We start from the raw sequence: 21,311 nt of genomic DNA, 5'->3' as shown, positions 1-21,311 counted from the left end.
TTTCTCCGCCACCAAGTTCTATTCTTTTTTTGGTTTCTAGGAGATTTTCAATTTTCTCATTCAATTTTGGTCCTCCTCATATGATATTCCTGATATAAAATAAGACAATTAATTAACTATAATTGTTCCTCTTAAACCTTCAAGGCCTTCTTTAGCTTTATCTAGTGATGTTATTATAGTTTTCCTTCCAGGTTTTGATTCTGTAAATTTTATTCCCGCTAATACCTTAGGCAACATACTTCCAGGAGCAAAATGTCCCTCTGCAACATATTTTTTCATTTCATCTACCGTTACCTCATCCAATTCGTTTTGATTTGGCTTTCCAAAGTTTATAGCCACCTTCTCTACTGCAGTCAGTATAATTAACGTATCTGCATCTATATCTTCTGCAAGTATTTCTGAAGCTAAATCTTTATCTATAACTGCTTCTACACCTCTTATTTTCCCTTTTTCTTCAATTACAGGTATTCCACCACCACCTACCGTTATAACAATATTATTATTATCTATTAAAGTTTTTATTGTTTCTATTTCTACTATTCGCTTTGGTTGTGGTGATGCTACTACTCTTCTATATCCCCTACCCGAATCTTCTATTATATTGTATCCCTTTTCTTTTTTAAGTACTTTTGCTTCTTCTTTTGTATAAAAAGGACCTATAGGTTTCGCTACTTTTTTAAAAGCTTGATCTTCTTTGTCTACTACTACTTGTGTAATTATTGTTACTACTGGCTTCTTAATTCCCCTAGTTGCCAATTCATACCTCAAAGTTTGTTGCATATGATACCCAATCATTCCCTGACTCATTGCACCACAAACATCAAGGGGCATAGCTGGAGTCACTTTATTTGCTATTTCATTTTGAATAACTATTCTTCCAACCTGAGGTCCATTACCATGGGTTATAATTAGATCATAGCCTTCTTTTATTAAATCTACTAAACATTTCATGGTTCTTTCTATTATTTTTAGCTGGGTCTCCGCTGTAGTATCGCTATCACCATCCTGCAAAGCGTTTCCTCCCAATGCAACTACTACTTTTTCCAATTTATACTCCTCCAAAGTTACAGGCTCTAGAAAGAGCCTATTATATTTAAAATATATTTTCCTTTTCTAATTCTTCAATCTTATTGTCATCATAGCTTAAAATTTCTTTCAATATTTCGTTTCTATGCTCACCTAAAATTGGTGCTGCCCTTCTTATCGCCCCCGGAGTATCACTCAGTTTTATAGGTATCCCTGGCACTTTTAATTGTCCTGATATCGGATGATTTATTTCTTGTATCATATCTCTTGCTATCACTTGTGGATCCTCTAAAACCTTATCTATTGTATTTATAGGTCCATTAGGGACTCCTGCATCATCCAGTATCTCCTGCCATTCCTTAATTGTCTTCTTTTTTATAACTCTAGCTATTAAAGGCCTTAGCTCATCGTAATTTTCATTTCTTAAACGATTAGTTTTAAATCTCACATCTTCTATTAACTTTTGTTTTCCTATTACATTACAAAAGCTTGCCCATAGCGAATTATTTCCTACAGCAATCATGATTTCTCCATCTTTAGTCTCAAAAGTTTCAAAAGGTACTATAGATGGATGTCTGTTCCCACCAGGTTTAGGTATTTCACCAGTTACCACATAACGAGCTATGGCATTTTCAAGAATTGCAACCTGACAATCTAGCATTGCTACATCAACTTTTTGTCCTCTCCCTGTTTCATTTCTAATATTGAGAGCTGCCAAAATTCCTATAACTACATATAATCCAGCTGTTATATCTCCAATAGAAGTCCCCACTCTTGTTGGCCGTCCATTTTTCTCTCCAGTAATACTCATCACTCCGCCCATCGCCTGTACTACTGCATCATACGCTGCCCTTTTACTATAAGGACCTGTATGTCCATATCCCGATACTGCAGCATATACAAGTTTAGGATTTATTTTCTTTAAAGCTTCATACCCTATGCCTAACTTCTCCATAGTTCCTGGTCTATAGTTTTCTACAATAACATCCACATTTCTAATCATCTCTAAAAATAATTCTTTTCCCTTTTCAACCTTTAAATTTAAAGTCATACTTCTCTTATTTCTATTAAGGCTAATAAAATAAGCACTTTCATCGCTTATATAGGGACCAAAGTGCCTTGCATCGTCACCTTTAATTGGCATTTCTATTTTTATTATATCCGCCCCTAAATCTCCCAATACCATAGTTGCAAAAGGGCCCGCTAAAACTCTAGTAAGATCAAGCACTTTTATATTCTCTAACGATGTTTTCATTAAATTCCTCCTCATGTAACATGAACAAATTTATATTGTGCTATTTCTATATTTTTAGCATTGAAATATAATCTTCTGGCTCTTTTTAACATGAGTTAAACAATTACCTACCTTAAGGTAGGTAATTGTTTAATACTTTTTCTCTTTTATTACTCAGTATCAAATGCTACTATACGACAGATTGACGATTCTCCACCAACAAATCTCCATGGGAAGCATCCAATTATCATACGTTTATTAAGAACTTTATCTATATCTCCACCTAAATTTTCTGCATGAATTATTTCATGTGGTTGTGGAAATACTTGCACATGCATTGCTTGATAAACATCTGGCCATGGATATATTTCATTTAAGTCTTTACCATATTTTTCTTTTAAGTATTTATCTGCTAATTTTGCTTCTCCTGGTTCCCAATCACGAATCTTAGTATTCATTGGGTGGTCTGCTGAACCACAATCGACACCAATCCACTTAATTTCCATTTCTTTTACCCAGTCAACAAAATCCATTGACGGACCTGGATGCCTAAGCATATATCTTCTTTCATCTGCTTCTGGCTGATCATATCCATATTTATGGTACCCTGTATTAATTATTAATATATCACCCTTTTTAACTTCGACTCTTTTCATAATATCTTCTGGAGTATAAATACTATAATCTTCAGCTATATCTGATATGTCTACTATAACTCCTGGGCCAACTAATTTTTCAAGTTCTAGTGATGCAATATCTCTTCCAGAAGTATCAAAATGCATGGGACCATCCAAATGAGTTCCAACATGGTTAGAAGTAGTTATCAACTGCCCATTTGCACCATTTGGTGCTAACCTTTTAAAGAATTTAATTTGTAATGGCTCATAGGTTGGCCAAGGTGGTGATAAATGACTAATTGTTTGAGTTAAATCATACATCTTGACATTTTCCCATTGTTCAAAAATATTCATACTTAACTCCCCCTTAAATTTTACGTAGTGTCAATATAAAGATATATTTTGACACCCAAACTTTAATTTTTAAATACCTTATCTTAATTTGGCTGTCTCCTTTTCTTTTTGATATGATTTTAGTGAGCTAAAAAACTTAAATTTATAAAAAGGAGGAACACCCCAAAATGAAAACCTTAATTTAGAAATCTGTTAAACATGATTAAAACTTTATATTTTTTGTTATATATCTTTTAATTTCACATACTAAAGGTCCTATTATTAGAAACGCAAAATATTATGATTATAATGTTCTTCTATAGGAATTAGATAATTTATTATTATAAATTTCCTTCTTTTTCAAGTCTATTTACAAATGCCTCTAATGCATCCTCAAAGCATTTCATCGGTGGACGAACTAATCCTGCTCCAATTTGTCCTATTCCTGGTTCTTTGTGTGCAATACCCGTATTGATTATTGGCAATATACTAGTTTCTACAACTTTTCTTATATCTATACCTGTAGCTGTACCCCTAAAATCAAGTACTGGTATCTTATAGGTATTGTTTTCCGCTTCAGTTATCTCATACATAGTTTTTGAATAATTTATAGCATCTTGTGGAGTACCACCAACAAACTGTACTATTGGTATAGCAGATGCCATAGCGAATCCACCTATTCCAGATGTTTCTGTTATAACACTATCCCCAATATCTGGATTTGCATCTTCTAAGGAATAACCTGGGAAGTATAATCCATCTACTATCTCCGCGGGGGCAGTAAACCATCTATTACCTAGTCCCGCAACTCTAATACCGAATTCAGTACCATTTCTAGCCATTGTATAAACTATTGTGCTATATCTTATATCCTCCAATGGATCCAATGAACATTTGGCAGAAGGCATGGTTATATTTAAGAAAAAGTGATCATTACTATGCATAAATTTTAATACATCAACTTTATCATCAGTTGAGAAATCAGTTTGTACGAGGTATGATGCTAATTCTCTTATAAGTAATGATGTGCCAGCTGTATTTCTATTATGTCCTTCATCACCCATTTGAAGAACTTGAGCTATCATAGGTTTTAAATCGATTTCTCCTGAAAGTTCTAATGTAGCTTTTAATACTGGAGCAAGTACAGTTTCCATCCATTTAAGCTTAATTATTACTTCTTCACTATACGCACCATAACGAAGAACTTTCCCTAACCCCTCATTTAGAGTGCAATAAGCAAAATTACCATAAGTTTTATTTTGAATTATCCATACTGGCATTGAGTAGGTTGTAACTCCAGCCATTGGCCCTACAGCGTTATGATGATGACAGGAGTCAAAAGTTATTTCCCCTGATTCAACTAAAGCTATTGCTTCTTCTTCATTTGATGCTAGACCCTCATAAATAAGTCCACCAATAACTGCTCCTCTTAGTGGTCCACTCATTTTATCCCATGTAATAGGCGGTCCTGCATGTAGTACAGTATTCTTTGTCATTCCTGGTATATCTTTACCTGCTATTCCCATGCCAACTATAGTTGGTTGAGCATTTAACAATCTTCTAACAGCTTCTTTATTAGCCTGTTGAATCTTTTCACCTATCATTTTCTCAACTTCCTTTCATATATTTTTTATTGTAATTTTGACAAAAAAGATTCCATTTTCTTATTGCCACCAGCAGTGGGACGCCAGTCTACATGTATCACAGGATGCTCTTGGTTTTTTAAATCTCTATAAAATGTTTCCAATCCAATGTTTATAATTTTAAGCTCTTTGTCAAAAAGTTCATTTATCTTTGTCTTTGTCATTTTTATACCCTCCACATCTATTTACCTTTACTGAGAATGAGCCCTGCTAATCGTACAGCTTGAGCATTTGAAGGCATGACTATTACTCCTGCTTCCTCTAATCTTTTTTGTGATTCTCTCAAGCCTTGTGGATCATTCTCAGTACCACAGATTGAAGCTATAATAGAAAGATGCCTGTCCTTTTTCTTCATATTTCCCTTAGCTTCAATTATTGCAGGAATCATTTCGCCTACAGGATCTTTATGAACTCCATATCCTAAAATAAAATCCATCAGTATTACTGCCACCTCTTCGTCTTCCCCCTCTTTTACTAACCGCTCAGCTCTAATTGAAGGATCTATCATTGGGTGTGGCCTTCCCACTGTAAACTCGTCTTCTCCAAAATCTATACATGTATGTTCTCGACTAGTCTTTAAATCCTTAAGCCTATATTTAGGGCTAAGAGGAATATTTGAATATATTTCACCTATACTTCCTCTAAGTATTTGCATAGCCTCATCAGCTAAAGTTCCACCTGTATATAATCCTCTTAAATATTTCTGGTTTGCAGTTAATTTTCCAACTTCATCACTTACTATCTTATGTATTTTTTCGATAGACTTATTAAATCCATTAAAATCGTCAATTTTTTCTCCTTTTAAAAGTGCGACTGCCTTTCGTGCAGTATCCTCTAATGAAACGCCAACATATGCACCATATTTTTCTATAATCGCGTTATCTCCACCTACAAAATTTATGACTATCGGCTTAGATGTATCTTTAGTAGATTTTATTACTTTCTCTGCTATTTCATCAGATGGCGGTTTTGAGACTAATACTATAACTTTTGTTTGGGAATCCCCTTTTAGAGCTTCTATCCCCTGTAACATCATAAGCCCACCAATTTCTTTGTGTAAATCCCTGCCACCAGTACCTATTACCTGAGACACACCTTCCCCTAGTTTGTCTATAGCAACTGTTATCTCCTGTATCCCTGTGCCTGATGCTCCAACTATTCCTATATTTCCTTTTTTAATTACATTTGCAAAAGCTAACGGTACATTATTTATAATTGCTGTTCCACAATCTGGCCCCATCATCAGTAAGCCTTTTTCGCATGCCAGCTCTTTAAGCTCTTTTTCATCTTCTAAAGACACATTATCGCTAAAAAGCATAACATGTAAATTATTATTAAGGGCTCTTCTTGCTTCCTCAGTAGCATATTCTCCTGCAACCGATATTAGTACAATATTGGATTCTGGATTATGCCTTAAAGCAGAATTTAACGTTGGTGGCATATAATCAGAGCCAGCATTCTCTTTCTTTTGACTAAGTAATTTGTTTACTTTCTCGACTATTTTTTCAATTTTAACTTCATCATCTGCTAGTACAGCTACAAAAAAATCATTTGGTCCAATATTTTCAATTTCATCACTTATTATCCCAAGATTTCGCGCTAATTCCTTATTCAAATCTGTTCCCATGCCTACCAATGCTTCGTGGACTCCATTTGTTTTTTCTACTTCCTTTGAGATTAGCATTAGTGTAACAGAATCATAATAAGTGTTCTTTTTTATCTCAAATTTTATTTTACCCATTAAATTACACCTCCTAAATCCATTTAAGCAAGATAGAAGACCCTATATAAATCCCTGAAAGTATATCTGTTCCAGACGTTTCTCCAATCTTAACCACATTTTTCACATTCTTAACAAAATAGTAAAACGGATCTTCTCCTAAAAATGAAAGCATTAGCCGTCTAATATCTTCATTTGTTTCTCCTAGCGAAGAATAGTTAAGCATTTCTTCACTAACTATTGTTGTCTTGTTTTTAATCATCTCAACAATAGCTCTATTTACTTTGTAATTTCTTTCCATATCATGATCTAAATAGCTAGATAGGTATATGCGAGAAACCATAATCCCACATAAAAAATCATCCATTGCAGGAGTAAGCCCTCTCCCAAAACCTACTATGTCTTTTGCATATAAGGAAAGATTATCAATATCTTCTCTTATATAATTGTCAAGAAACTTTAAAAATCTTTCTTTAATAAACTTTTCCCTTTTATTTAAATTAGTCTTGCTATTTAAAAATAAATCTAATCCTTTTATTTTTCCCTGTAGAGTACTTAAAAGCGGAAGAATCCCCTCAGTTTTCCCATTTTCTATTAGTAATTTACTCATTATTCTTAGCTTTCTAAAAACGTTTTCTTTAGAATCTTTAGTAAAAGTCAACACTGGATTTTTATCCCAAAAATTAACTTTATCATAAGTAATTTTAATATTTAAACCTTCAATCAAAGCAAAAGATTGAAAAAATTGAAGTTCCAATTTTGGTTCAATTCCTAGACTTAGAAATGATATATCATTATCTATTTTTATAGAATTTGGTGACATTGGTTTTTTAGAATTTAAAAATGAAACAAGTTGATGATTTTGATCTAGAACATTAAAGCTGCTATTAAAAACAGAATGGATATTTCCCTTCAAACCTCCTTTTAGTATCTTTTTATATAGAGTATTGCAAATCATTAAACTGTTCATAAAATCAAATCCTCTAAATAATAAAGATTTACTAGCCTCTACGTTAATGGTACCATTTTTAACTTCTAGTTTCATCATCTACCTTTTACAAATATCAGTCTGCGTTTTTGTGAACAGTCACTAGATAAACTATATTTTTCTTCATGTTTTAAAGTTTTAATTTCTATACATTTCAAGTATTTTTAAAGATATTTGGAGATTAAGTCTATCGTTGTAATTATCCAAATCCATTCCTGTAATCTCCTTTATCCTTTGCAGTCTATAAACAACAGTATTGTAATGAATAAATAATTGCTCTGATACCTTTTTTAAATTTCCTTCGCTTTCAAAGTATTTGATTAATGTTAATACTAAATCCGTGCCTTTTCTTTTATCATAATTTACTAAAGGCTCTAACATTTCTATATAAAATTGATCTAACTCTAATTCTAAGCCCTCAAACGATAAAATTCTATAAATTCCTAGCTCATCATAATAATTTATTTTTTTATTAGAACCTTTTTTTTGATACTCTACAGCCCTATTAGCTTCTTTGTAACTTTTCCAAATCTCTCGTATATCCCTATAATTTCTTCCAATTCCAATATAAATATCCTGGTTAAAACACTCATATTCAGCATATCTTAAAATTTCTTCACAAAAATATTTAATATCCTGTTTGATTTTCCCTTCCTTTTTATCTGGACTAGAACCGAATAAAATTATAATGCTATTACTTTTAATTGCACATATTACATTTTGCTCCCTATTCTTGCTAATTCTTTCTATAATATTAAACAATCTAACTTTCAATTGTTTAATTTGATTCGCATTGTTTAGGTCATACTCTTCATATACATTGTCATCGTGTATAGCTATATTTATAACCGAATAGCTTTGATTAATATCAAACTTAAAATAATCAGCTCTTTCTATAACCCTTTTATGTCCATTTTTACTACCTGAAAATAAATCGTCAAAGAATTCAATTTTATGCTTACTTTCTGCTTCAAACATAGAAACCTTCTTATAAATATCTAATGCTATTATAGATGTGGAGGCCTCTATTACTGTTAGTTCTACAGGTGATAAAGGCTTTTTATCTTCCCATATAAATATACAGCCATATACCATGTTTTCTGAATAAATAGGAATATTGTATCTTTTTACTTTTTCTTTTCCTAATACGTCTATATTATTTACACAAATATTTTCATAGTCATGTTTTTCCTTAACTTTCTTTCTTTTTAAGCTTTCTGCTTCAATAATGGTTTCTACATGTTTTCTTTTATCGTCATCGCACAATATTACATTAGTTTGAAAAAAATATTCTTGTATAGCAATTGAATTTTCACCAACACTACTATGTATCGCTATAGCTATTTCTTTTAAACTTCCCCCATCTAACATTACATTTATAAGCCTGTTTTGAATATTATCTATCCTATGGAGAGTATTAGTGTTGGCATTAACGATCTCTGTTAATGCTTCAGTTAAAATAGTAGAATATGAAATTTTATAAGGTATTTCTACTAAAGGAAACTTAAGTCTCTGAGCCACATCTAAACAACTGTTGGGAATCTCATCTATATATCGCCTTGTCTTTATTCCTAAGCCAGCCAACCCCTTCTCATCTAACTGTAATATCAAATTCATTAACTGCTGCTCTACATTATCCTTCATATTATAAGCCGTAGTTAATAAAAATTCACCTTCTTCTACCCAATTTATAATATCTGGCACTTCCATTATATTTAGTTTAGTTATCTTTCTATCTAATCCTTTTTCTCCAGTTAAAACCTTAGCATTTTTCATTGATCCGATATTTAACAGCTCTTTTACTGTAATACCTGAATATTTATGCAAAATATCACCTCACCAATAATATTATATAGGGGAAAATACAATATTTTTATAATTATAAGATAGGTCATTAATTAAAAGTTTCTTTGAATACTTTCATTAATAATCTTTGTGATTTTAATAATTATGTCGTATATACCCCTCCATACTATAAAAAAACTTTATTGCAAACTATTCTATTTGACAACTTTGCTAACTATTATGTGTTTCTTAAAATCTACTCATTATTGAATATTATTCACCCCCTATTCCAATATCAGGGGGTGAATTTACTCACTCAAATAGAACATTTTTTGGCTGGTGATGCTTTAGCTATTAATCTCCCTTTGCTAAAGTTGCATAATACTCCTTTTTTCCGGTTAAGTTCATTACAAAAATCATCTAAATTTAAAACTATGAAACTGCAAGGTTTCCTTCTTCTATACCCTAACTATCTCTTAAATTAAGGGTCTTAGCCACATTATATATAATTAGCATATAATTGGATTGTATTAATTTAAAATTTCTTCATTTCATATCCTGTTATTCCTATAGAATACTATAATTTAGAAGCAAAACTCTATTTTAATCTACTTTATTAATTTAAGGCTATGTTATTTTTCAGGTAAAACTTTACTTAATACTATACTAACTATTGCCGCTAATGCCATACCACCAGGTACAGCCTCACCACCAAATCCTAATATTAGAATAGTAGCAGCTATTAACAGATTTTTCGACTTTTTAAAATCTACCTGGTTCTCTATGAGGGTTCTTGCACCAACTGCAGCTATCATTCCAAATAAAATTATTGATATGCCACCAATAATTGCTGACGGAATAGTACTAATCATCGCTGCCAGCTTAGGAACTCCACCTAGTATAATTGCAAAACCAGCTGCTATTCTCATAACTACAGGATCCCATACCTTAGTTAGTGCTAATACCCCAGTATTTTCTGAGTATGTTGTATTGGCTGGTCCTCCAAACAAAGCTGAAAGGGAAGTACCTATTCCATCTCCAATCATAGTTCTATGTAAACCTGGATTTTCTAAAAAGTCATCTTCTATAGTAGCACCTACTGCTATAACAGCTCCAATATGTTCAACTGTTGTAGCCAATGCAATTGGGGCGACTATAATAATTGTTTCCCAGCTGAATTTAGCTATCTCAAAATTAGGTAAACCTAACCAAGATGCTTCAATTATAGGTGTATAGTCAACATTTCCAGTTACCATTGCTACTATATATCCTATTACCAAACCAGTTATTACAGGTATAATTTGTAAAAAACCTTTTGCATACATATTTACAATTAAAACCACAATAAATGCAACTATTGCTAAAAACCAATTTTCTGCAGCCATATTAATAGCTGTAGGTGCAAGAGTAATTCCTATTACCATTATTATAGGCCCTGTTACAATAGGTGGGAAAAAGCTAACCACTTTATCTACGCCAAATTTGTAAATAAGAAAAGCTATAATACAATAAAGTAATCCTGCTACTACTATACCTCCTCTTGCATATGCAAGACTATCAGTTCCAGCTACTGCGGCAGCTGCCAATATGGGTCCAACAAAAGCAAAGGATGAACCTAAAAATACTGGAACCTTCATCTTGGTAATAAAATGGAAAAGTAAAGTACATACTCCTGCCATAAACAGTGATACTGAGACGTCTAAACCAGTAAGAATTGGCACTAAAATTGTAGCCCCAAACATCGTAAATGCATGCTGCAACCCTAAAACCAATGCCTTCCCTTTTGAAAGCTTCATAGCATCTCTAATAGGCTCTTGCATCTTAACTTCTGCCATTTTATAACACTCCTTTCATTTATTTTAGTACAGATTATTTAACTGTGCTATAAGTACACCGCTTAGTTACAACCTAGGTTGTAATTAAGTATGTATTTGAAGTTCTTTTTCTCTTTTAGAACTTCAAATACTCTTTCGAGAGCCAATGGTATTTGATAAATTCTTATATCCAGTGCATTGGCTGTAGCGGATACTAATGGAATCATTTCCTATTATGATAGTTAATACTTCTGTGTATTATTTACAATAGTCAGGGCAACATTTTCCGGAGATAATGGTAATTCATAGAAATTAATACCTAAAGCATCATAAAGAGCATTACCTATCACAGAAGGAACAGAAATCATAGGATGTTCTGCTACTCCACGAGCACCAAAAGGTCCATCAAATTCAGGGTTTTCTATGAATATTGATACCATTTCATCTGGGATATCCATAGCTGTAGGAATTTTATAATCTGTAAATGATGGATTCATTACTTGACCATCTTCATTGAATATATATCCTTCAAATATAGCTGAACCTAATCCTTGCACTACTCCTCCTTTTATTTGACCATCGATCAATTTTCTATTAATGACCCGCCCTACATCAAAGGCTGATGCTATTTTAAATATGTGAATGTCACCAGTTTCCACATCTACTTCTAAATCAACTCCATGAGCACCATAGGTCCAAGATAAAGCTGGCAATCCTTGACCAGTTTCTGGATCGAGGTTGGTCAATCCATCAGCAATATAGGAGCCACGGCCAATTACTATTCCACCAATGGCACTACCATCTTCATAGACATAACCTCTAGCTAATTTACTATATGGCAAACTTTTGTCCATGTGATGAACATGATAAATATGACTATCCTTATGTCTTAGTTTATCAACATTACATCTGAATACTTGAGCTGCTACCTCTTTCATTTGACCAAGCATATCATTGGCAGCTCTTATTACAGCATTTCCACCCATTAGGGTGAATTTGGAAGCAACAGTTTGCCAATCATATGGATGCTTATCAGTATCAGCTCCCCATACTACTTCAACATCTTCTATTGGTATATCTAGTACTTCTGCTACAATTTGAGCTACTACCGTATTGGCACCTTGTCCCATATCTATTGCACCTATTAATACCTTAACCTTTCCGTCTCCATCCATTTGCATTATCACGGAAGTAGCAGTGTTAGTTGGCATAGAAGGTGCTTTATGTAAAAGGGCAAATCCCTTCCCTCTAACTTTTCCAGTTTTTAACTGTCTATTACGCTCTTCATCGCTCTGATAGCCAGCCCAATCGATTTCTTCTACAACTGCCTTTAAGCAGTCTGAGGGACTTCCAGTAGATTCTGTAATTATTTCTCCACTTATAGTACGTTTACCAGGTTTTAATACATTTTTCATACGGAAATCATAGGGATCCATTCCTAACTTTTGAGCAATAATATCCATCTGTCTTTCTATTATCCAATGGGTTTCTAGATGGCCGAAGCCTCTATAAGCTGTGCTAAATACTTTATTTGTATATAAGGTACGGGAATGTATTTCAACATTGGGGATTTCATAAGGACCTGCTCCAGAATAAATAGCAGTCCTTCCAACGTTTGCACCATAATCTGCATAAGCGCCACTATCCCAATCATAATACACCTTAAGGGCAGTAATTTTTCCGTCCTTCATCACGCCTGTTTTAATTCTGCTTCGCATGGCTGCTCTCGTTGGTAATTGGTTAAATTCTTCCCTACGAGTAGCTTTCAATTTAACTGGTCGTCCATTACAAGCTTTTGAAAGCAAAGTTATCAATGGTTCAAGATGTACTCCTGCTTTTCCACCAAATCCTCCACCTATACTAGGTACAATTACTTGTATAGCTGCTTCAGATATTCCAAAGGATTTAGCCATTAATTGTCTTACTGCAAAGGGCGATTGAGCTGATGTCCAAATTTTAATTTTATCTGAATAAGGATCGGCTTCTGCGATTGCAACATGAGTTTCTAAAGGAGTATGAGCTGCTGCAGGTAAATACATTTTACTTTCAACAACTAGATCAGCTTCTTCAAAGGCTTTTTCAACATCACCTACTATTGTCTTGTTCCAACTAGCAATATTTGAATCTTTTTGTGGAAAAAATACTCCCCCTCCATCCAATTCATTAATATCTTCATGAACTAATATCTCTCCTTCTAAAGCATCGTCAATGGTTAATACTGCAGGTAGCTCTTCATATTCAACTTTAATTAAAGAGATTGCACGTTCTGCTGTAGCTTCATCAACAGCCGCAACAGCTGCAACTACTTCACCTTGATATCTTGTTATATCCCTTGCTATTATTCGTTTATCTACTAAATATAATCCAATTTTATGAGAAGTGTCTTTTCCTGTTAAAATAGCTTTAACTCCTGAAAGCACTTCTGCAGCAGAAGTGTCAATAGATTTGATTTTTGCTCGAGCATATGGTGAGTGTAGAACCTTTGCATAAAGCATTCCTGGTAGCTCCATATCGTGAACATAAATAGGCTTTCCCGTTACTTTTTCTAAAGCGTCTACCCTATCTAAAGGCTTACCAATATGCCTAAATTCTTTTTTATCCATCATCTTAACTCCTCCCTTTCCCGTTTTGCCGCAGATAGGACTGCATCAATAACAGATTGATAACCAGTACAACGACAGAAATTGCCTGATATTCCTTCTTTGATCTTCTCAACTGTTGGATCTGGATTTCTATCTAATAAAGCTCTGGCAGACATTAACATTCCTGGTGTACAAAATCCACATTGTAAAGCATCATGTTTGATAAACTCTTGTTGTAAAATAGAAAGTTCTCCACCTTTTGATAGGCCTTCAATTGTAAGTATATCTGCCTCTTGTGCTTCAACAGCTAATACTAAACACGAATTTACAGTTTTATTATTCATAATAACAGTACAGGCACCACATTCTCCTTCGCCACATCCTTCTTTTGTGCCAAAAAGTTTTAAGTTGTTGCGCAAAAAGTCTAAAAGTGTCATAGTAGGATCTATTAATTCATAAACCTTTTCACCATTTACTACTAGTTCCAGCGGCACACGAGGCAATTGTGAGTCAACATATTCAAAGCAATCCTTCTTTCTGTTGTGATTACACATATTAATTAGCCTCCTTCTCTAAAAGTTTTTTTAACCCCCTCTTAATTAATACACCAGCTATATGGTATCGATATTCTGCTGAGGAACGTACACTATTAGGCCTAGGATTCATATATTTTTTGATTTCTTCTACTATCCAATCGGCTAATTCTGGGGTTATTTCCTTACCTTCTACTGATTTCTCCAGTTCAGTAAGGCGTAAAGGCGTTGTGGACACTGCTGCTATGGCCATTAACAGTCTTTTCTCCGGAGTTAAACGTAGAGCTAGTCCTACATTACATAGATCATGTCCCTTAATGCGAGATTTTCTTAAATATACACTATTATCTCCTAGTTCTACATCTGGAATAAATACACCCGTTACTATTTCATTTTCTTTAAGAACTGTTTTCTTGACTCCTGCAAAAAATTCATTAATTTCTACAATTCTATTTCCTTCCGTAGAAGCAATATGAACCTTTGCATCATATACAAGCAATGGAGCTGCTAAATCTGCACCAGGTGAAGCATTGCAGATATTTCCTACCACAGTTGCACGATTCCTAATTTGATAAGATGCCAAATTATCAGCTGCCCCACTTAATGAAGGGTATCTTTTACGAATTCCAACATCCTCACATATTTCATTAACTGTAATTGCTGCACCAATGAATAAACCCTCATTTGGCGTATATGACATAGTATTTGCTTCTGGTATTCCCTTAATATTTAATAGATGTTCGCATATCTCCACATTTCTACGAAGTAAGAGCATTATATCCGTGCCTCCAGCTAATATCCTAGTTCTTGGATTTTTTTCTAAATAAGATAACGCCTCTTCTAAACTTTCCGGTTTGTAATAAGCAAACTTACTTAGCAAAACTACCCCCCCTAAATATTTTTTGTTTGGATAATATAATATTCTAAAGTTGAAACATGGGATTAAAGATTGAAATCTATAAATTAATATAAAAATATCCCTTGACATTCTATGAAAACGTTTTTCACCAATACGAATCTATTCTTGTTGACATTATAACAAAAATCTATATGTCAGAATATTATAAATTTTAACTAATTTGTCTCTTAATTTTAGTAATATTTCATAAAGACAATCTAAAATAATTTTAAATTTAATAATGAAAAATATATTTTCTCTTCATTAAATAATTTTTGAAGTTCTTGTAATTTTTTGTTTTCATATCATAAAATTCACTTTCCTAGTTTTATTATATATGTTCTTTACTTAAAACAACTATTATATGAAAAAGTTGATTTATAAATTTATCTTAGTTATCCTGAAAACAATCCAGTATAAATTAATTGAAGCTTACTTTAGATTTCAATACAAATAATATGATTTTTCAAGTAGAGAATGATGTGCAATGCAATCATTGGTAGTTAAGACTAAATTTATAGCTTTAAAAGGTAAAAAATTTGTCAAAAGATTAGTAGTGTAAATATAGTATAATGATTAAGGCGATAAAGACAATAAATGTCTATAAGGTAGGTGATTAATATGAACAAAGAAAATAAAAATTTTCATTTAGAAGAAGCAACTATTGCATCAGTCCACTTTACAATGGAGAAGGGAGAACTAACTTGTCGTCAACTAGTAAAGATGTACATAAAACGAATTAAAGATTATGATAAGGAGGAACCTGGACTTAATTCTGTAATTATGGTCAATCCGAATGCATTAGAAGTAGCAGATAAGTTAGATAAGCAATTTGAAAAATCAGGATTAACAGGAAGCTTGCATGGGATACCTGTATTGTTAAAGGATAACATTAATACAGAGGATATGCCAACTACTGCAGGTTCTCTTAGTTTAGAAGGGGTAATTCCTAAGAAAGATGCTTTTATTACCCGAAAATTAAAGAAAGCAGGAGCTATTATAATTGCAAAGGTAAACTTGCATGAATTTGCAGTATGGGGCGAAACTATAAGTTCTATATTAGGACAAACGTTAAATCCTTATGATTTTACTAGGACGCCAGGAGGTTCAAGTGGGGGAACTGCTGCTGGAATAGCTGCAAATTTTGGAATAATAGGCATAGGGACAGACACTATTAATTCAATACGCTCACCAGCATCAGCTTGCAGTTTAGTAGGATTTAGGCCAACTATTGGTTTGGTAAGTAGAAATGGTATTATACCTTATTCTTTAACTCAGGATACAGCAGGTCCTATTATGCGTACAGTAGAGGACACAGCCAAGGTATTGGATGTCATTGTAGGCTATGATACTGCTGATCCAGCTACAGCATGGTCTATCGGACGTATCCCCGAAACTTATACTAGATTTTTAAATAAAGAAGGTTTAAAAGGAAAGCGAATTGGAATTTTGAAAAGTTTTTTTGGAAATGAAGAAATACATGAGGAAGTAAATGAAGTTATATATAATAGTTTGGAAGATATGAAAAAAAATGGAGCCTTTTTAATAGATATCAAAGAAAATTTAGATACAGATCAATTAGTCAATGAAGTAAGTGTTCATCTTTATGACCTCAAAGCTCATTTGAATCTATATTTAGAAAAGCTAGGATCTATGGCAAAGGTAAATTCTCTTTCCGACATAATCGCATCGGGAAAATACCATAAGGGTATAGAGAATAATATAAAGGTTGCTGAAACCTTAGATATTAATACGCCTGAATATAATGAACGTCTTATCAAAAGAAAGAAACTTAGAGATTTCATAATGCAAATTTTGGCAAAATACGATTTAGATGCTATGGTTTATCCTCATCAAAAACGACCAATAGTTAAGGTAGGAGAGGTTCAAGTGGATAGAAATGGAGTTATAGGTTCTGTAACAGGTTTTCCTTCTTGTGTAGTTCCAGCCGGATTTACAAAACCAACGTCAACAGCACCAATAGGAATTCCAGTAGGATTAGAAATCTTAGGTAGGGAATGGAGTGAACCTACACTATTTGAAATTGCATATGGATTTGAAAATGCAACTAAATATCGTAAAGCTCCATATTTATAAAAGGGTATCAAAACTATTAACAAGAAATAGCAGATTGGAATTTTTCTAATCTGCTATTTTATCCACATTAAAAATATGAATCTATTTTTCTAAAAAGAATAGTGTTAATTGATTTTTAGGGAAAATACCCCAGTCCCTGCAATCTTCACAGTAGTCCCTCTCCTTCGTTATTCTTTCGTTAATATAACGACGTCAAAAAATATTAGATATCATCAAAATACTTTTTATAAAGTTCTTCCATACATTTTTCTGATTCTCTAGAGAATTCTTCATAAACTCTTGTTAAAACTTCTCCCTTGGAGGTTAAATAAGATCCACCTCCATTTGCACCACCCGTTTCTGTTCTTAAAAGTGGATATCCTAGCATTTTTTCCGCCCTTTTTATAATTATCCAAGCTTTGCTATAAGACATATTTAATTCCTTTGCTGCCTTATTTAAACTTCCTAATCTATCTACTGTTTTTAACAATATACACGGGCCTCTCCCAAATACCTTTTTCCCATCATGAGCAATCCAAAATCTGCTTTCTAATTTCAAATCTTTCACTCCTAATAAAATTAGTCAAATCCTATTCTATCATCAGATAAGTGAGGTACTTTTTTATCATATTTTATTGCTTGAATCTCTGCCATAATAGATAGTGCTATTTCTTCTGGAGTTTCTCCACCTAAATCTATTCCTATTGGTGTATAAACCTTTGATAATTCTTCCTCTGAATACCCTTTTCTTAAAAGATTGTTAAAGCAAGTTTTAACCTTGTTCTTACTTCCTATTACACCAATATATTTAGCGTCAGATTTTATTACTGTCTCTAAACAATCTTGATCATATTTGTGACCATGAGTAACTATTATAATTAAGGTATTTACATTAATATCAATATTTTTCAAGTTCTCTACAATATTCCCAAATACAAGATTATCTACATCGGGAAATAGTCGAGTGTTTAATCTTTCCTTTCTATCATCCAAAACTGTAATAGAATAACCAAGTATATTTGCCATTTTAGCTACTTTCTCGGCAACATGTCCTGCTCCTGCAATAATTAACTTTTCCTCAGAATTATAGATTTTTATAAATATACTAACCTTACCACCACATGCCATAGGAAGTACATTTCCATCTTTTGAAGAATGGTTAAGATCATAGTCAATTAATAGACTCTTATTATTCTTTATACATTTAGCTGCATCTTTTTTAGCTTTTTCCTCTAAAACACCACCACCGATAGTCCCTTCTAATAGATTGCCTTTTTCATCGATTAACATGGTACTTCCAATTCCTCTTGGCGTGGATCCATCAGTGTTTACAATAGTCACTGTTGCAACAGGTTTGCTTTTATTCATATATTCATTAAGCTTTGATAAAATCATTCTGTCTCCATGCATTTATTAATGCCTCCTTTCTTTTTCCACAATTATCAACTGTTACCTTTATTATGATTGCAATTTACATGCCACCCAACTCGCAAATATATCCTATTACTAAATGAAATGTTCCCAATTCAATAGCTTATTAACATAAGATAAATTTTATTGAAAATATTATGGAAACCTTCCGATAATTCTTAAACTTAATATTTCTCAATTTATAAACAGTAATATGACACTATTAAATTGTAAAAATATAATTAAATTTATCATTATGAAAAATATATTTACCATTATGATAAACGCCTTATCCTTTGTTTTATAGACTTCCAAAAAAACTGAACAAAAACCATTATCATTTTGATAATTCATGTCTATCCATCATTTTATTATACAACTACTTCAGATCTTCTAATGTATCTATATCAATACCTAATCTTGGGTTATCTATATGAACTCTCTTTACTAGAGAAAAATTATTTCGTATAATATCTCTTCCTCCCTTATCGCCTTTAATAGTTAATAATTTTTCCTTATACTTGGATGAAAAAATTGTAGGTGTGCCATTTTTACCATTAAAATAAGGAACTATTATAGATGCATCGTTATTTCTATATGCAAATATCAATCTATCAATTAGCTCGCTATTTATAAAGGGTTGATCTCCCACCAAAAACATATACGCATCAGCATTTTCTGCCTCTCTTATTCCTACTTTTAAAGCTTCTGATTGACCTAAATGAGCATTAGGATTATAAACTGTTTTAATCCCACATCTTTCTCCAATTCTTCCTACTTCCTCCCTTCTATATACCATAATTAAATCGTCAAGAGATGAAAGTTTACAACTTCTGATAACCTTTTCAATCATTGGAATTCCATCTATACTCATCAGAAGCTTGTCCTTATTCATTCTCCTCGAAAATCCAGAAGCTTGTATTATTCCTATTATCATATTAATTCTCCTAAAATATTTTTTGTTAAATGCGTATTTAATATCAAAATACTATTTCCAAAATACCCTCTCAATATCCGTTATATTTATATATATATTTTATCATACATTTATTATCTATTATTGAAATGTCATCTTATAATCACCTCTTTATAAAATTTCACCTACAACTTTTTCAGCTATATTTAAAATTACTCCATCATGTATTAATGATCTTAATTTTTCTATATGAGGATACAAGTAAATATCATCTTCCATAATAGGAACAGTTTTTGATATCTCATCGATAATGGCCTGAGTAACTACACTTTTTCTAAGATTATTATCCAAATACCTATATGATTGATAAGCTGATAATAACTCAATCGCTAAAATATATTCCAGCTTTTCTGCAATAGCAAGTGCCTTCTTTGAAGCATTATATCCCATAGCTACATAATCCTCTTGGTTGCCACAAGTCGGTATATTATCAATCACAGATGATGTTGATAATATTTTCATATCATTTAATAAACCTGCCTGAGTATATTGAGGTATCATCAACCCCGAATTCAAACCAGGATTATCAACTAAAAACCAGGGATTTTCAGATAAATTTCCATCTATTAATCTATTGTTTCTCCTCTCAGACATTTTTGCTACCATAGTTGCAGCAATACAAACAGAATCCATTTCTATTCCTATATAAGCTGAATCTGGATTTCCACCTGAAATAGCTTCTCCATCTTCACCGTGTCTCCAAATAATTGGATTATCAGTACAGCTATTCATTTCTATTTCTAACGTTCGTAATGCATCATATAGCGTTTTCTTAGAAGCACCATGTAATTGTGGTATGCATCGTATAGACAATGCATCCTGTAGACGATAGTTGTAATATTTCTTTGCTATTTCAGAATCTTCCAATATTTTTCTTATATTTTTTGCTGTATCATACTGTTGTTTATGCGGTCTAACTTTCATCAACCTTTCATCAAAAGCTCTAAGAGTTCCTTTAGATACTTCTAAAGTCATCGCTCCAATTATGTCTGCAATCTTTACAGCTTTAATTATATCAAATAAAGCAATAGCAGCTAATCCAGTAACACTTGTAGTTCCAGAAATTAAAATCAAACCCTCTTTATACGACAATTTATATTTATCTAAGTTATTTTGCTTAAATACCCTCTCACAACTTATAACCTGACCATTCTTGATAACCTTGCCCTTACCAATTACTGATAAAGCAATATGGGCTTCAGGAGATAAATACCCTACTGACCCTTCTTTGGGAACATAGGGGATGATATTCTTATTTAAAAACTCTTTATATCTATCTAAAGTTTCAATTCTTATTCCACTATAGCCCATTCCAGCATTTTGAAGTATCATTAACATTATTGCACGTACTTCTTCTTCGGTCATGAGTTGTCCAACAGAAGTTGCATGGGTTATTAAAATATTCTCCTGTAATTTAATCACATCATTTTGCGATATGGTTTTAGTACTATTTACACCAAAACCAGTAGTTATTCCATACATTACCTTATCTTGTTCAATCCATTTGTCTACCAGACTTCTTGAATTATTAACTCTAGATATGTACTCATTTGAAAGCTCTACTGGTTTCTTTTGTCTTACGATGTCCATAAATGAATCCAATGTTAAGTAATTTCCAAGTATAGATTTTTTATACTTTTTAGAATCATCCATAAATTCTTGCCCCCTTGTATTGT

The 21,311-nt window shown here is 32.7% G+C and carries 17 protein-coding genes; 1 reads left to right on the top strand and 16 read right to left on the bottom strand.

Features of this window, described 5'->3' with window-relative positions:
• Positions 1-108: 108 nt before the first annotated feature.
• The 12 genes from arcC to K8M07_RS07885 all read right to left on the bottom strand — a co-directional run bounded on the left by arcC (position 109) and on the right by K8M07_RS07885 (position 15,155).
• Positions 109-1,047: a carbamate kinase gene (arcC, locus tag K8M07_RS07940; protein WP_223377525.1), complete on the bottom strand. Its 939-nt coding sequence runs from the start codon at positions 1,045-1,047 to the stop codon at positions 109-111.
• A 46-nt stretch (positions 1,048-1,093) separates the two neighbouring features.
• Entirely contained in the window at positions 1,094-2,281 is a 1,188-nt protein-coding gene (locus tag K8M07_RS07935; protein WP_223377523.1) for a CaiB/BaiF CoA transferase family protein, read from the bottom strand.
• A gap of 149 nt (positions 2,282-2,430) precedes the next feature.
• Positions 2,431-3,231: a cyclase family protein gene (locus K8M07_RS07930; RefSeq protein ID WP_223377521.1), complete on the bottom strand. Its 801-nt coding sequence runs from the start codon at positions 3,229-3,231 to the stop codon at positions 2,431-2,433.
• 320 nt (positions 3,232-3,551) lie between these two features.
• Entirely contained in the window at positions 3,552-4,814 is a 1,263-nt protein-coding gene (locus K8M07_RS07925; RefSeq protein WP_223377519.1) for a DUF1116 domain-containing protein, read from the bottom strand.
• A gap of 26 nt (positions 4,815-4,840) precedes the next feature.
• A complete protein-coding gene (locus tag K8M07_RS07920) occupies positions 4,841-5,017 on the bottom strand; it encodes a hypothetical protein (RefSeq protein ID WP_223377517.1) in 177 nt (58 codons plus the stop codon).
• A gap of 17 nt (positions 5,018-5,034) precedes the next feature.
• Positions 5,035-6,594 carry an acyl-CoA synthetase FdrA gene (fdrA, locus tag K8M07_RS07915; RefSeq protein ID WP_223377515.1) on the bottom strand — a complete coding sequence of 520 codons (1,560 nt, stop codon included), beginning with the start codon at positions 6,592-6,594 and terminating at the stop codon, positions 5,035-5,037.
• Between the two features lie 13 nt (positions 6,595-6,607).
• A complete protein-coding gene (locus K8M07_RS07910) occupies positions 6,608-7,618 on the bottom strand; it encodes a DUF2877 domain-containing protein (RefSeq protein WP_223377513.1) in 1,011 nt (336 codons plus the stop codon).
• Between the two features lie 81 nt (positions 7,619-7,699).
• Positions 7,700-9,388, bottom strand: a complete 1,689-nt coding sequence (locus tag K8M07_RS07905; protein WP_223377503.1) for a PucR family transcriptional regulator — start codon at positions 9,386-9,388, stop codon at positions 7,700-7,702.
• Positions 9,389-9,978: 590 nt separating this feature from the next.
• On the bottom strand, positions 9,979-11,181 hold the full coding sequence (locus K8M07_RS07900; RefSeq protein ID WP_223377501.1) for a uracil-xanthine permease family protein: 1,203 nt from the start codon (positions 11,179-11,181) through the stop codon (positions 9,979-9,981).
• 221 nt (positions 11,182-11,402) lie between these two features.
• On the bottom strand, positions 11,403-13,766 hold the full coding sequence (locus tag K8M07_RS07895; protein WP_223377498.1) for a xanthine dehydrogenase family protein molybdopterin-binding subunit: 2,364 nt from the start codon (positions 13,764-13,766) through the stop codon (positions 11,403-11,405).
• Positions 13,763-14,296, bottom strand: coding sequence for a (2Fe-2S)-binding protein (locus tag K8M07_RS07890; RefSeq protein ID WP_223377496.1), 534 nt, complete (start codon positions 14,294-14,296; stop codon positions 13,763-13,765). Before K8M07_RS07890 ends, K8M07_RS07895 begins: the two co-directional genes overlap by 4 nt.
• Position 14,297: 1 nt before the next feature.
• On the bottom strand, positions 14,298-15,155 hold the full coding sequence (locus K8M07_RS07885) for an FAD binding domain-containing protein (protein WP_223377495.1): 858 nt from the start codon (positions 15,153-15,155) through the stop codon (positions 14,298-14,300).
• Positions 15,156-15,794: 639 nt separating this feature from the next.
• Between K8M07_RS07885 and K8M07_RS07880 the strand changes: the two genes are divergently transcribed.
• Positions 15,795-17,270 carry an amidase family protein gene (locus tag K8M07_RS07880; RefSeq protein ID WP_223377493.1) on the top strand — a complete coding sequence of 492 codons (1,476 nt, stop codon included), beginning with the start codon at positions 15,795-15,797 and terminating at the stop codon, positions 17,268-17,270.
• A 202-nt stretch (positions 17,271-17,472) separates the two neighbouring features.
• On the opposite strand, the gene K8M07_RS07875 is transcribed toward K8M07_RS07880, so the two are convergent.
• From K8M07_RS07875 to hutH, 4 genes are all read right to left on the bottom strand, one after another.
• Positions 17,473-17,817 carry a winged helix-turn-helix domain-containing protein gene (locus K8M07_RS07875; protein WP_223377492.1) on the bottom strand — a complete coding sequence of 115 codons (345 nt, stop codon included), beginning with the start codon at positions 17,815-17,817 and terminating at the stop codon, positions 17,473-17,475.
• An 11-nt stretch (positions 17,818-17,828) separates the two neighbouring features.
• Positions 17,829-18,659: an XdhC family protein gene (locus tag K8M07_RS07870; RefSeq protein ID WP_223377490.1), complete on the bottom strand. Its 831-nt coding sequence runs from the start codon at positions 18,657-18,659 to the stop codon at positions 17,829-17,831.
• A gap of 379 nt (positions 18,660-19,038) precedes the next feature.
• A complete protein-coding gene (locus tag K8M07_RS07865; RefSeq protein WP_223377488.1) occupies positions 19,039-19,596 on the bottom strand; it encodes an NTP transferase domain-containing protein in 558 nt (185 codons plus the stop codon).
• Between the two features lie 150 nt (positions 19,597-19,746).
• A complete protein-coding gene (gene hutH, locus K8M07_RS07860) occupies positions 19,747-21,288 on the bottom strand; it encodes a histidine ammonia-lyase (RefSeq protein WP_223377487.1) in 1,542 nt (513 codons plus the stop codon).
• Between the last annotated feature and the right edge of the window lie 23 nt (positions 21,289-21,311).

Source organism: Schnuerera sp. xch1 (assembly GCF_019931165.1).
Lineage (GTDB): Bacteria > Bacillota > Clostridia > Tissierellales > Tepidimicrobiaceae > JAIOUP01.
Note: the sequence above shows the minus strand (reverse complement) of the source record. Positions and strands in the feature narration are given on the sequence as shown.